General features: G+C 69.8%; 12 protein-coding genes. 9 read left to right on the top strand and 3 right to left on the bottom strand.

The annotated features are described in order from the left end of the window. Positions 1–14: 14 nt before the first annotated feature. The 3 genes from VKT83_09660 to VKT83_09650 form a co-directional block, all read right to left on the bottom strand. A complete protein-coding gene (locus VKT83_09660; GenBank protein ID HLY22717.1) occupies positions 15–731 on the bottom strand; it encodes a M23 family metallopeptidase in 717 nt (238 codons plus the stop codon). Positions 732–883: 152 nt separating this feature from the next. Next, positions 884–1642 (bottom strand): SDR family NAD(P)-dependent oxidoreductase, encoded by a 759-nt coding sequence (locus VKT83_09655; protein HLY22716.1) that lies wholly within the window; start codon positions 1640–1642, stop codon positions 884–886. A gap of 1 nt (position 1643) precedes the next feature. Then, the gene (locus VKT83_09650) at positions 1644–2276 is read right to left on the bottom strand and encodes a mismatch-specific DNA-glycosylase (GenBank protein ID HLY22715.1); all 633 of its coding nucleotides are present in this window, start codon (positions 2274–2276) and stop codon (positions 1644–1646) included. 129 nt (positions 2277–2405) lie between these two features. On the opposite strand from VKT83_09650, the gene VKT83_09645 reads away from it, so the two are divergent. The 9 genes from VKT83_09645 to VKT83_09605 all read left to right on the top strand — a co-directional run bounded on the left by VKT83_09645 (position 2406) and on the right by VKT83_09605 (position 12965). Next, positions 2406–4070, top strand: a complete 1665-nt coding sequence (locus VKT83_09645; GenBank protein HLY22714.1) for an ABC transporter substrate-binding protein — start codon at positions 2406–2408, stop codon at positions 4068–4070. A gap of 59 nt (positions 4071–4129) precedes the next feature. After that, entirely contained in the window at positions 4130–5062 is a 933-nt protein-coding gene (locus VKT83_09640; GenBank protein ID HLY22713.1) for an ABC transporter permease, read from the top strand. Continuing rightward, positions 5055–5966 (top strand): ABC transporter permease, encoded by a 912-nt coding sequence (locus VKT83_09635; protein HLY22712.1) that lies wholly within the window; start codon positions 5055–5057, stop codon positions 5964–5966. Before VKT83_09640 ends, VKT83_09635 begins: the two co-directional genes overlap by 8 nt. Next, entirely contained in the window at positions 5963–7315 is a 1353-nt protein-coding gene (locus tag VKT83_09630) for a M20/M25/M40 family metallo-hydrolase (GenBank protein HLY22711.1), read from the top strand. Before VKT83_09635 ends, VKT83_09630 begins: the two co-directional genes overlap by 4 nt. A 44-nt stretch (positions 7316–7359) precedes the next feature. After that, positions 7360–8721 carry an MmgE/PrpD family protein gene (locus VKT83_09625; protein ID HLY22710.1) on the top strand — a complete coding sequence of 454 codons (1362 nt, stop codon included), beginning with the start codon at positions 7360–7362 and terminating at the stop codon, positions 8719–8721. 24 nt (positions 8722–8745) lie between these two features. Further along, positions 8746–10128 (top strand): MmgE/PrpD family protein, encoded by a 1383-nt coding sequence (locus VKT83_09620; GenBank protein ID HLY22709.1) that lies wholly within the window; start codon positions 8746–8748, stop codon positions 10126–10128. After that, positions 10125–11492: an MmgE/PrpD family protein gene (locus VKT83_09615; GenBank protein HLY22708.1), complete on the top strand. Its 1368-nt coding sequence runs from the start codon at positions 10125–10127 to the stop codon at positions 11490–11492. Before VKT83_09620 ends, VKT83_09615 begins: the two co-directional genes overlap by 4 nt. An 89-nt stretch (positions 11493–11581) precedes the next feature. Then, positions 11582–12502: a hypothetical protein gene (locus VKT83_09610; protein ID HLY22707.1), complete on the top strand. Its 921-nt coding sequence runs from the start codon at positions 11582–11584 to the stop codon at positions 12500–12502. A 61-nt stretch (positions 12503–12563) separates the two neighbouring features. Continuing rightward, positions 12564–12965 carry a VOC family protein gene (locus VKT83_09605; protein ID HLY22706.1) on the top strand — a complete coding sequence of 134 codons (402 nt, stop codon included), beginning with the start codon at positions 12564–12566 and terminating at the stop codon, positions 12963–12965. Positions 12966–13000 lie beyond the last annotated feature (35 nt).

Below are 13000 nucleotides of genomic sequence, written 5' to 3'. Positions count from 1 at the left end.
TTGGCCCCGCATCCTCAGTTCAAATAGCCGGCCGGATCCCGCGCGACGCCGTTCTCGAAGATTTCGAAGAGCAGGTGGGGCCCGGTGCTCCATCCGGTGCTGCCGATGCGGCCGATTTCCTGCCCTTGCTCCACCCGCGCCCCCGGCTGCACGGACGCCGCGGAGAGGTGAGAGTAGGCGGTCTCGAGCCCATTGCCGTGATACACGATGACCAGTTGGCCGTACCCGCCCTTCCATCCAACGAACCGCACGGTTCCCGGATACGCCGCCGCCACGGGTGCCCCCAATGGGCCGGCGATGTCTATCCCGGTGTGAAATTCGCGCGTCCCGAAGATCGGATGGATTCGCCACCCGAAGGGCGACGTCACGATCCCGCGCGTGGGCCACACCAGCCGCAGCCGTGTTCCCACGTGCCCGAGCCCGGCCGCGCGCGTCGCGGTGGTTGAGGCCGCCGCCCGTGCCGCTCCGATGGGCGAGGGTCCCTGCCGGGACACAACGGCTCCCGCCGTGGGCGCGGCCGCCGCGTGGTGCGGCGGCCGCGCACCTGTCAACGCATCCGGAGCGACATCGAGTGAAAGGTTGATCTGACGCAGCCGGGCCCGATCGGGGTCCGGCCGGGCGGCGGCAGGTGCGGCGCTCCCGGCGCTGGTCGCCGACAGCGTGAGAGGAAGGACGCCGAGGATGACGACCAGCAGCATGCCCGCCGGCGCAAACAGCGCCGCGCAGGGCATCGGACTCCCCCGGAGCCCGGGAACGTAGGTTCGCCTGCCTGTTCCGTCGCGCATGAGTTGCAAACCTGAATCGGTATCATGCACATCGCCGAGGCGGATCATGACACGCGGTCGAGTAGCAGTTGCCCGCGCGGGAGAGTGTTCCCGGAGTCTTAGTGGAAGATCAGTCCGCCTTCCACGTTGATGGCCTGCCCGGTGATGTACCGTGCGTCGTCCGAGCAGAGAAACGCGACGGCATCCCCGACCTCTTCGGGCTTTTCCATCCGTCCGAGCGCAATCGTGCTGACGCGATTCCGCGTGAACTCTCCCGCCTGCAGTCCCATCAAGGGAGCGGCCTCGCGATCGATCTTCGCCCACATCTCGGTGTCCACAATCCCCGGGCACACGCAGTTCACGGTGATGCCGCGCTTGCCATAGGCCACGGCCAGATTGCGCGTGAGCGCGACCACGCCGGCCTTGCTGACGTTGTAGTGGATGAACGCGGTGCTGCCCGCTTTGGCCGCGATGCTGGCGAGGTTCACGATTCTGCCGGCGCCTCGCTCGAGCATGTGCGGCAGGACGGCCTGGCAGGTGAAGTAGGTCCCTTTCACGTTGACCGCCTGGATGAGGTCCCACTCTTCCTCGGTAATCTTGAGCGGATCGCTGACTCGGACGATCCCGGCGTTGTTGACGAGGACGTCGATCTTCCCGAACTTCGCGAGCGCGGCGTCGACGAGCGCGCGGCGGTCCTTGTCCCGGGCGACGTCGGTGCGCACGACGAGGGCCCTGCCCCCGACGGCCTGCACTTCATCCGCCACCGCGGACGCCGTCGCGGAGTTCAGATCCCCAATCACGAGGTCCGTGCCTTCCTGCGCCAGGCGCAGCACGATCGCGCGGCCGATCCCTTGGCCGCCGCCGGTCACGATTGCCACCTTACCTCTTAGACCGCGCACATCGCTCTCCCGGGATTGACGTAGCGGTGCTCACACGAGGTCCGTCGCCTGAGAACTTCGCCAACCGATCGTACCATCGGATCTGGTCCGCGACCGTGAAGTGCGCGTTTGCCGGGCTCGGGTTTGGTGCGACAAACAACCGAGAGCGTCCGACGGTCAGCCGCTGCGGTCCCAAGACGATGCCCTTCGGATCTCCGCCGAGCGCAAACTGGACGAACGGGCGGAACCCCGTGAGCCCGTGGAAGCAGGCCACGCGCGGCTGGTATTTCTCGAGGCGCCGCAGCAGCCGCGGCGCCCACTCGCGGAACATGCGCGGCGAGAGTTCGGCCGCGTTCCGGCTCGGGACTTTGACCACGTCCGTGAACCCGATGCCGAACCGGAGGAGGGCGCCGTCGTGTTCCGGCCCCAGCACGTCCAGGCCCAGCGCCCCGCGGATCGGCGCGGAGAGGACGGAGCGCGAGAACGCCGGCCAAAACCGGCTCGTCGTCCGCGCGAAATAATGCCCGCGCTCCACCGAATAGACTCCCGGGTTGATGCCCACGAACACGATTCGAAGGCCCGGCCCGAGATAGTCCGGCAGCGTGCGGAACGGAGAGCGATCGGCGGCCGTCACCACGAGCCTCGCTTCTCCGTATTCTCGGGACGTCCCTGGCCGCACGGTTCCGCGGGGACAGGGCGGTCTTCGCACGGCGTTGAATTCAGTATTGGGGAACAGGTTCCAGAAATCGGGGGTGGCTTGGCGATGGGCAAACGCACCAGCGCGCATTCACTGTCCCGCCGCAAGTTCGTGAAACTGCTCGCGGCCGGCGCCGGATCGGCGCTTCCGCTCTCGGCGCTCGGAGGTCCCGGCCGGCTGCTGCGCCCGAATGCGGCGGCCGCCGCGGCGGCTCCGCCTCACCCGGGCGGCGAGCTGACCATCGGCATGTACCGCACGCTCGACAAGCTCGATCCGGCCGTCTACTGGGGGCCGCCCGAGACGATGGTGACCCAGATGGTGTTCGACTCGCTCGTCTATCTGGGCAACGACCTCAGCATCTATCCGGGTCTGGCCACCTCGTGGACCGCCTCCAAGGACGGCACACAGCTGACGTTCAAGCTGCGGCAGGGCGTCAAGTTCCACGACGGGACCGATTTCAACGCCGAGGCGGTCAAGTTCCATTTCGACCGCTGCGTCGATCCGGCCACGAAGTCGCAGTACGCGCGCTCGCTGCTGGGGCCCTACGACTCGACGGTCGTGATCGACGACCACACCGTGCAGCTGCGCCTCAAGGAGCCCTTTGCGCCGATCTTCGACTCGCTGAGCCAGGGGTACCTCGGCATTCCGTCGCCCGCCGCGGTGAAGAAGTACGGCCAGGACTTTCAAAACCACCTGGTCGGGACGGGGCCCTTTACGTTCGTGGAGTGGCAGCGCGACACGCATATCACGCTGGCGCGGAACCCGAACTACAAGTGGGGCACGACGTTCCCCGGCAAGACCAACGCGGGGCCGCCGTACCTCGACCGCCTGACGTTCAAGTTCGTGCCGGAGCAGGGCACGCGGGATGCGCTCATGAACGGCCGCAAGGAGCTGCGCGTCGAGGCCTGGCCGGGGCCGCTGCGCCTGCGGGACTGGCGGCGCGACTCGGCGTTCGCGATGTACGAAGGGGTGTCGCCGGGCACCACGTGGTTCAATTTCATCAACACACAGAAGCCGCCGACGAACGAATTGGCGGTGCGGCAGGCGATCAACTACGCGGTCAGCAAGGACACCATCGTCAAAGTCTTCTACCCCGGGTTCGCGCGGCCGACGTGGAACCTCATCGGTCCGACGAGCTTCGGCTACGATCCGGCGCTCGACCATCTGTACGCGTTCAATCCGGGGAAGGCGAGACAGCTGCTCGAAGAGGCCGGCTGGAAGCGGGGCCCGAACGGCGTCCGCGTGAAGGACGGCACTCCGCTGCATCTCGACGTGTTCACGAGCGGGTTCATGACGGAGAACTACAAGCAGCTCATGCTGACGATGCTGCAGGACGTCGGTTTCTCGACCAAGCTGATCGCGGGCACACCCGCGGATCGCACCGTGGCCGGCAGCAAGGGTCTTTACCACCTGGTCAACCGCGAGTTCGAGGCCAGCGACCCGCACTACCTCGTCGACCTCTTCGCCTCGAAGAACGTGGGCAGCTTCGCCTGGTCGATGAACAAGGACCCCGAACTCGATCAGGTCCTCGCGGAGCAGGACCTGACGGTCGACCGGAAGGCGCGCCAGGCGCTCGTCTCGCGCGCGACCCGGCGTATCCTCGAGCAGGGGTATGTCGTCCCGATCTACATCACGCTGTTCGTCTGGGTGACGGACGCGAACGTCAAGAACTTCCACATGGACGCGCGGTCCTGGTATCCGTACTTCCAGGATGCGTGGATCCAGTCGTAGGCGGCGCGAGGCGAAGGTGTGACGCCCGGGCACGGGCGCCGCGTCCGTAGACCGCCGCCGTGTTGAAATTCATCGGCCGGCGCGTGCTGACGACGCTGCCGGCGCTGCTCGGCGTCTACACGCTCGTGTTCGTCGTGCTGCACGTGCTGCCGTCCGACCCGGCGCTCTTGATCTCCGAGGGCAGCGCGTCGAAGTCGCAATTGGAATCGCTGCGGCACGAATACGGCCTCGACCGGCCGCTCTGGCGCCAGTACACGGACGAACTCGGGTCGCTCGCGCGCGGCCGCCTCGGCCGCTCCATCCGCTACGGCGAGCCGGTGAGCCGCCTGATCGGCCAGTTTCTGCCGCCGACGCTCGAGCTCGCGCTGGTGGGGCTCGGCATCGCCGTCGCCCTCGGGGTCGCGCTCGGCACGCTGGCCGCGCTGCGGCCGCACGGCTGGGTCGACAATGTGAGCACGATCGCCGCGCTGTCCGGGGTGTCCATTCCGAGCTTCTGGCTCGGGCTCATGCTGATCTTCGTGTTCTCGCTCTGGCTCGGCTGGCTGCCGGTGACGACCGGATCGGGGTGGCAGCAGCTCGTGATGCCGGCGGTCACGCTCGGCCTCTATAGCACCGGCGTCATCAGCCGGCTCGCGCGCTCCAGCCTCGTGCAGACGCTGCATCAGGAGTATGTCGTGACGGCGCGGGCCAAGGGCCTGCCGCCCCGGTCGGTCGTCTTGAAGCACGCGCTGCGGAACTCGCTCATCCCCGTGGTGACGATCGTCGGCGTCGAGCTCGGCAACCTGCTGTCCGGGACCGTCGTCGTGGAGACGGTGTTCGCGCGTCCCGGGCTCGGCCGGCTGATCGTGGAGTCGATCACCTACCGCGATTACCCCGCGCTGCAGTCGACGCTCCTGGTCGCGGCCTGCGGCTACGTCCTCGCCAATATGCTGGTCGACGTCTCCTACTGCTACCTCGATCCGCGGATCCGGGACGCCGGGGCCTATGGCTGAGGTCCTCGCGGCACACGCGATCCCCGAGCCGGTGCCCGCGCCGCCGCGCCCGCCCGCGACGTCCGAGTCCCGCACCGCGGAGGTCGCACGGCGGTTCTGGCGCAACCGGAAGGCCGCGCTCGGGGCGGTGCTGCTCGGCGTGATGGTGGGCGCGGCGCTCCTCTCGCCGCTCGTGAGCCCGTATCCGCCGACGCGGCCGTCGCCGGAAGACATCTTCTCACCGCCCGGGCCGCGGCACTGGATGGGGACGGATGAGATCGGCCGCGATGTGTTCAGCCGGGTGCTGGCAGGGTCGCGCATCTCGCTGGTCGCGGGGCTCGCGGCGAGTGCCTTGACGTTGACGGCCGGGGTGGTGTTCGGGCTGCTGAGCGGCTACCGCGGCGGATGGATTGACACGGTCATCATGCGTGCCGTCGACGTCATGCTGGCGGTGCCGACGCTCCTGTTCGCGCTCGCCATCGCCGCGGCGCTCGGCTCGGCGCTGTCGAACGTCGTGTTGGCGGTGGGCATCGCGAGCGTGCCCCGGTTCACGCGGTTCGTGCGCGGCTGCGTCATCTCCGCGCGCGAGAACGTGTACGTGGAGGCGGCGCGGGCCGGCGGGTGCAGCGAGGCGCGGGTGGCGGTGCGGCACATCCTGCCGAACATCTACGGGCCGGCGCTGATCCTCGGCACGCTCAACGTCGGCGTGGCCATTCTCACCGCGGCGACGCTGAGCTTCCTCGGCATGGGCGCGCAGCCCCCCACCCCCGAGTGGGGTCTGATCTTGGCCCAGGGACGCGACTATCTCCAGAACGCATGGTGGATCAGCACGTTCCCCGGCGTGGCGATCGCGCTGACGGTGCTCGCGGTCAACCTGTTCGGGGACGGGCTGCACGACGCGCTGGATCCGAGGCTGCGGCTGTGACGGCGAACGCGCTGCACGAGTACGTCGAGGGTCACCGGGACCGCTACGTGGAGACGCTGCGGACCTTCTGCCGCATCCCGAGCGTCTCCAACCAGGCCGTGCCGGAGGCGGTGGGGTTCCTGACCGGGCTGCTGCGCGGCCTCGGCGCGGACGTCGTCCTGCGCGAGACCGCGGGCGCGCCGCCCCTGATCGTCGGCACCATCCCCGGCGCGTCGGCGAGAACGCTGCTCCTCTACAACCACTACGACGTCGTGCCGGCGGAGCCGCTCGACGCCTGGACGTCGCCGCCGTTCGCCGCGGAGATCGTCGACGGGCGCCTCGTCGCGCGGGGCGCGAGCGACAACAAGGGCGAGCTGGCCGCGCGGTTGTGCGCCGTCGACGCCTGGCGGGCGGTGCACGGGACCCCGCCGCTCACGATCAAGTTCGTGATCGACGGCGAGGAAGAGCTCGGCAGCCCGCACCTGCGCGAGCTGGTGCTGGCGAACCGTGACCTGCTGCGCGCGGACGGGGCGCTCGGCGAGGGCGGCGGCCGGGACGATCTGGGCCGGCCGACGATCAGCCTCGGCTGCCGGGGCCGCATCCTCTTCGAGATGGAGCGCACCGGCGCGCGGCAGACCTTTCACAGCAGCCTGACGTCCGTGGTGCCGAATCCGGCCTGGGAGATCGTGTGGGCGTTCACGAGCATGAAAGGGCCCGACGAGCGGGTGACGATCGCCGGGTTCTACGACGACGCCGTCCGGCCGTCGGAGGCGGAGGTGAAACTGCTGGACGACCTGCGCTTCGACGACGAGGGGCTCAAGCGGCGCCTCGGACTCTCGAAACTGACGCTCGACGTGCGCGACCGCGACGCGATCCGGCGTCTTTTGTTCGAGCCGACGCTCGAAGTTTCAGGGCTCGGCGCGGGGCGCACCTTCGACGGCAGCAGGGGCATGCCGCGGCGCGCGGTCGGTGTGGTGCGCTTCGGGCTCGTCCCCAACCAGGATCCGGCCAAGATGGAGGGGATCTTAAGACGGCACCTCGACGCCCACGGGTTCACCGGCATCACGCTGCGCCCGCTGAGCGAGCGGTATCCGGGCAAGGTGCCGCTCGAGCATCCGATGGTCGCGGCGATCATCCGGACCGGCCGGGACTTCTACCGGACGTCGCCGGCGATCTACCCGGTGGCGCCCTGGATCGGGGCGCCGTACCACGAGCTCGCGGACCCGCTCGGGATTCCGCTCATCAACGCCGGCATGGGCTCGGCCGAGTCGCAGTTTCACGCGCCCGACGAGGGCATCAAAGTCGACGACTACTGCGCGGGCGTCGAGTTCACGGCGCGCCTCATCGGCGAGCTGGCCGGCGCGATCTAAGCACGCGCACGAAGCACGCGCACGAAGACAAGGGGGAGGCACCGATGACCGGCGTGACCGAACGGCTCGCGGCATACGCGGGCGGGCTCCGCTACGAGGACCTGCCGGCGGGCGTCGTGGCGCGGGTGAAGGATCTGGTCCTGGACACGCTCGGCACCCTGCTCGGCGGCGCGCGGTACCCGGCCGGCCGGCTCGTCACGCGCTACACGGAAGGGCTCGGCGAGTCCGGCCCGTGCACGGTCGCCGGCTCGGCGCTGCGCGTCTCGCCCGTCGCGGCCGCGTTTGCGAACGCGACGATGTCGCACTGTCTCGAACAGGACGACAACTACAATCCGGCCAACGCCCACGTGGCCAACGTCGTGCTGCCCGCCGCGCTCGCGATCGGCGAGGCGGACCACGCGGGCGGGCGCGAGTTGATCGCATCACTCGTCGCCGCCTACGACGTGGAGGGCCGGGTGGGGATCGCGCTCGATCCCGTCCGCCTGTACGCCCGGTCGTTTCACCCGTCGTCGATCGACGGCAACTTCGGGGCCGCGGCCGCGGCCGGCCGCATGCTGCGCCTTCAGCCCGCGGCGATGGTGGACGCGTTCGGGCTGGCGGGGTGCCAGGCGTCGGGCCTGCTCGCCTGGGTGACCGAAGCGTCGCAGCTCAGCAAGGCGTTCCAGATCGGGATCGCCTCTCGGAACGGAGTGACGGCGGCCCAACTTGCCCACCTGGGATTCACCGGGCCGCCGCACATCCTCGAAGGCAAGCACAACCTGTTCCGCGCCTTCAGCGGTCTCGAGGACGATCAGGCCGCCGTACTGACCGACGGGCTCGGGGAGCGGTTCGAGCTCATGCGCACGAGCCTGAAGAAATACGCGGCGTGCCGGCAGATTCACGCGCCCCTCGACGGCCTGTTCACGATCATGCGCGAGCACGGCGTGGCCGCGGACGACATCGCCGAGGTCCACACGCGGGTCGCGACGTCGATGGCGGACATCATCGACAACAACGAGCTGCCGTCGCATAATGCGCAGTACGTACTCGCCGTCGCGGCGTACGACGGGCGGGTGGCGGTCGACCAGCTCGACGGCCGCCGCCTGGAGGATCCGCGCATCGCCGCGCTGTCCGCGCGCGTCCGGGTCAGCGGCAGCGACGAGCTGGAGCAGCGGTTCCCCGAGCAGTGGTCCGGGATCACGACGGTCCGGACGAACGACGGCCGCGAGTTCACGGAAACGGTCTACTATCCGACGGGCGATCCGGAAAACGCGCTCAGCGCCGCCGATCTGAAGGCGAAGTTCCGCACGCTGTCGCGCGGGGTCGTGCCGGACGGGCGGCTCGACGAGATCGAGACGCTCGTCGCCGGACTCGACTCGCTGGACGACTGCGCCGCGCTGGCGCGGTGCCTGGCGGCCGGGCGCTGAACGAACACTGAGAGGAGCCGGCAGATGCCGACGCAGGATCCGCAGCACGGGCCCACCGCGGTGCTGACCGCATACGCCACGCAGTTCACGTTCGCCGATCTTCCCGCCGCCGCGGTCGCGGAGGCGAAGACGGTCGTGCTCGATACGCTCGGGGCGCTGCTGCTGGGATCGGCGCCGCAGTACACCGCGTCGTGGCTCACCGGCGAGCTCGGGCGGCGCGCCGGCGGCATGCCCGAGTGCACGGTGATCGGCCGCGACTTCAAGACGTCGTGCGAAAGCGCGGCGCTCGCGAACGGGACCATGGGCTACGCCGCCGACATCGAGGGGGCGAGCGTCTCGAGGCAGCACGTGCCGGCCGTCCTCGTCCCGGTGGCGCTCGCCGTCGGGGAGCGCGAGCGGTCGGACGGCAAGGCGTTCCTCGCGGCGCTCGCGGTGGGCTACGAGATCGCGAGCCGCGCGGGTGAAGCGTGCCGGACCGCGCACTCGTACCCGCATTCGTTCCATCCCTCCGCGGTCTTCGGCTACTTCGGCGCCGCGGCCGTCGCGGGGCATCTCTTGCGCCTCGACCGGCCGAAGTTCGCGAACGCCCTCGGCATCGCCGGCAGCAACGCCTCGGGCCTGATGACCTGGGTGGACGATCCGACCGAGAACTCGCGTCCGCTGGTCATCGGGATGGCGGCGCGCGGCGGGGTCACCGCGGCGCTGCTCGCGCAGATGGGATTCGGCGGGCCGCCGGCGATCCTCGACGGCGGCAAGTACAGCATCTACGACGCGTACGCGGGCGAGATGCATCTCGACCGGCTGACCGAGGGGCTCGGCGAGACGCTGTGGATCACCCAGCACTACGGGTACAAGCGGCATCCCTGCTGCGGGGACATCCATACGGGCGTGGACGCGCTGCTTGCGATCCTCGACGAGCACCGGATCACCGCGGACGACGTCGCCGCGGTCGTCCACCGGGTCAAGGCGGACCGCGCGCCCGTGATCGACGACAATCCGTTGAAGTCCCACTGCGCGCAGTACATCATGGCGGTGGCGGCCGTCCGCGGGAAGATCGAATCGGCCGACATTCTGGAGGACCGCCGTGCCGATCCCCGGATCAAGTCGCTGTCCAAACGGGTGCGCCTCGTGGGCGACGCCGCCATGGACGCGTGGCCGGCGCACGCGCCCGCGGTCGTCGAGGTCACGACGCGGGACGGGCGGACGCTCACGGCGCGCGTGGACGAGGCCAAGGGCCGCCGCCAGAACCCGATGACGAAGGCCGAGCTGGAGCAGAAGTTCATGGATCTCGCGACGACCCGCATCTCCCGGAGCAACGCGACGCGCCTGATGGAGCTGGTGTACCGTCTCGACCGCGTCGCGGACGTCGGCGAGATCGCGGCCCTCTTACAGGTCCACGCGCGATGAGCGCAGCCGCCGGCATGACCGACCGCTTCGCCCGGTTCGTCGAGACGTTCCCGTACGAGCGCATCCCGGCGGACGTCGTGGACCGCACCAAGGAGATCCTCTACGACGGCCTCGGCGCGCTCCTGTCCGCGACGTCCCCGCGCTACGACATCGGCGCGGTGCTGCGGCGCTTCGTGCAGGAGACGGGGGGGACGCCGGAGGCCCAGGTCTTCGGCACCGATCTCCGCACCAACTGCGCCACCGCGGCGCTCGTCAACGGCACGTTCGGCTACTACTGCGACATCGAGAGCCACCACGCCGGCGCGATCATGCACGCGATCGCGGTCGTCGGACCGGCGGCGCTCGCCGTGGGCGAGCGCATGCACCGCTCGGGCAAGGACGTGCTGGCGGCGATCGTCGTCGGGATCGAGAGCGCCTGCCGGGTCAGCTACGCGCTCGGCGGCGCGGCGCTGTACGCGCGCGGGTTCCACCCGACCTGCGTCGCCGGAACGTTCGGGTCGCTGGCCGCCGCGGCGCGCCTGTACGGCCTCGAAGGGCCGCCGCTGCGCCACGCGTTCGGGCTCGCCGGCACGGAGACCTCGGGGCTCCTCGCCTGGGTGAGCGACGACACCGAACACTCCCGTCCGTTCAACATGGGCCTGGCGTCCCACCACGGGGTGTCCGCCGCGCACCTCGCCTCGTGCGGGTTCGGGGGCCCGCCGGCGATTTTCGAAGGCAAGTATCCGCTCGGGCACGCGTTCACCGGCCGGTGGGACGAGGCGGCGCTCTTCGACGGGCTGGGCACGACGTTCAAGGTGATGGAGATCGCGATCAAGCAGTACGCCTGCTGCGCGTTCATCCATCCGGGTCTCGATGGGCTGCTCGACATACAACAGACGGAGGGCGTGCGCGCCGCGGACATCCGCCACATCACGCTGCGCTATCCCGCCGGCGGCTACCACGTGATCGACGGAAACCCGCTGCGATCCCACTGCGCGCAGTACGTGCTGGCGCTCGCCGCGCACAAGGGGGTCGTCGATTTCGAAGATATCCTGCACGACCGCCGGACGGACCCGGGGATTCGGGCGCTGTCCGAGCGGGTCGACGTGGTCGGCGACAAAGAGCTCGACCGGACGTATCCTGATCTGTATCGTTCGATCGTCGAGGTCGAGACATCCCGCGGCCGCTACAGCCGCGACGTATCCCACCCTAAGGGCGCGCCCGAGCGGCCGCTGCCGCGCGACGAGGTGCACCGCAAGTTCGCGCGCCTCACCGAGGACGTGATCAGCGCGCGGCGCCGCGGCGAGATCGGTGAGATGGTCGGCAGGTTCGAAGAGGTCGCCGACGTCGCCGACCTCGCGCGCCTGCTCCGTCGCGATGGATGAGGCGTAACGGTTGACGTGTGATGGCTGACGGGGCCGGCGGTCGTGCCGCCCCGGTCCTTTGGCTATCCCGCGACGATGTGACGGCGGCGTTGCCTGCGGTCGAGGAGCGCCTCGCCTGCATCAAGGAAGCGCTCGTCTGGCACGCGCAAGGTCTGGTCGAGATGCCGCCCAAGTTCGGCGTCCACCCGCCGGGCGCGCGCCACGCGCACGCGATGCCGGCGCTCCTTCCCGAGAATCGCGGTCTCGGGATCAAGTGGCTCGGCGACTATCCGAAGAACAAGGCCCTCGGTCTTCCGACGATCCCGGCGTTGATTGTGCTCAACGACCCGCCGACCGGGATGCCGATCGCCGTGATGGACGGGACCGTGGTGACCGCCGCGCGCACGTCCGCGATGACCGGAGTCTCGCTCGAAGCCTGCGCGAGGTCCGGGACGGCGGTCGCGGCCGTGGTGGGGGCGGGCGTGGAGGCGCGGGCCCACCTCGAGGTGCTGCCGCGCGTGCTGCCGTCGCTTGCCAGGATTTGGGTCGTCGGCCGCGAGACGCCGGCCGCGGAGCGGCTCTGCGCCGTGATGGCGCCGCGCGTCGTGCCGGCGCTCGTCCCGACGGCGAACCGCGAAGAGGCGGTGCGGGAGGCCGACGTCGTCGTGACCGTGACCACCAACACGACCACCCCGCTGCTCGAGATTGCGTGGCTCAAGCCCGGCGTGACGACGGTCGTGCTCGACAACGGCGGCAAGGAGACCGGCATCCTGTATGCGGTCGACCGGGTCCTGGTCGACGACCGCCGCGCCTTCGGCACGCCCGAGGTGATCGGCCGGTTTCCGTCGGGCGTGCCCTCGTTCGCCGCGGAGATCGGCGAGGTGCTGCTCGGGCGCGCGGCGGGCCGCGCGAGCGAGCGCGAGCGGATCCTGGTGCTCAATCTGGGCATCGCCGCGTGCGACATCGCGATGGCCGCCGCCGTCTACGAACGCGCGAGAACGCTCGGCCGCGGCACGCCCCTTACCCTGTGAGCCGTCTCCGGAAAGCGCCGACGATCTTCGTCGCATCCGTCCCGATCGCGAGGTGCCCGTAATGGTGGTTTTCGATCACGTGGCCATAGCGGTTCGCCGCATCCTGGACGCGGAGCCGTTCTTACAGGATCTTCTCGGCGCCACTCCCGGCGAGAGCGGAGCCGGGAACAGGTTCACGTTCCAGCAGTATGTGCTGCCGGGCGGCGTTGTCGAGCTGCTGGAGCCGAAGGGGGACGACAGTTTTCTCCTGCGGTTCCTGCGCGACCACGGCGAGGGTCTGCACCACATCACGTTCAAGGTCACGGGGCTGCGCGCGTGGGCGGCGAAGCTGCGCGCCGCCGGATACCGCGTGGTGGGCGAAAACTACGACAACCCGGCGTGGCGGGAGCTCTTCGTTCACCCGAAGAGCGGGCACGGCGTGCTCGTTCAATTCGCGGAGACGCTGGAGACGCAGGACAGGTAGAATCGGCGGCCGGGTCCGCCGGCGGGAGGGACCGG

Source organism: bacterium (assembly GCA_035308905.1).
GTDB lineage: Bacteria > Sysuimicrobiota > Sysuimicrobiia > Sysuimicrobiales > Segetimicrobiaceae > DASSJF01.
Note: the sequence above shows the minus strand (reverse complement) of the source record. Positions and strands in the feature narration are given on the sequence as shown.

Bases quoted from the DNA above. Each gene is read 5' to 3' on its own strand.
- VKT83_09645 (HLY22714.1), top strand. From the start codon at position 2,406: ATGGGCAAACGCACCAGCGCGCATTCACTGTCCCGCCGCAAGTTCGTG.
- VKT83_09635 (HLY22712.1), top strand. From the start codon at position 5,055: ATGGCTGAGGTCCTCGCGGCACACGCGATCCCCGAGCCGGTGCCCGCG.
- VKT83_09625 (HLY22710.1), top strand. From the start codon at position 7,360: ATGACCGGCGTGACCGAACGGCTCGCGGCATACGCGGGCGGGCTCCGC.
- VKT83_09660 (HLY22717.1), bottom strand. From the start codon at position 731: ATGCCCTGCGCGGCGCTGTTTGCGCCGGCGGGCATGCTGCTGGTCGTC.
- VKT83_09620 (HLY22709.1), top strand. From the start codon at position 8,746: ATGCCGACGCAGGATCCGCAGCACGGGCCCACCGCGGTGCTGACCGCA.
- VKT83_09615 (HLY22708.1), top strand. From the start codon at position 10,125: ATGAGCGCAGCCGCCGGCATGACCGACCGCTTCGCCCGGTTCGTCGAG.
- VKT83_09605 (HLY22706.1), top strand. From the start codon at position 12,564: ATGGTGGTTTTCGATCACGTGGCCATAGCGGTTCGCCGCATCCTGGAC.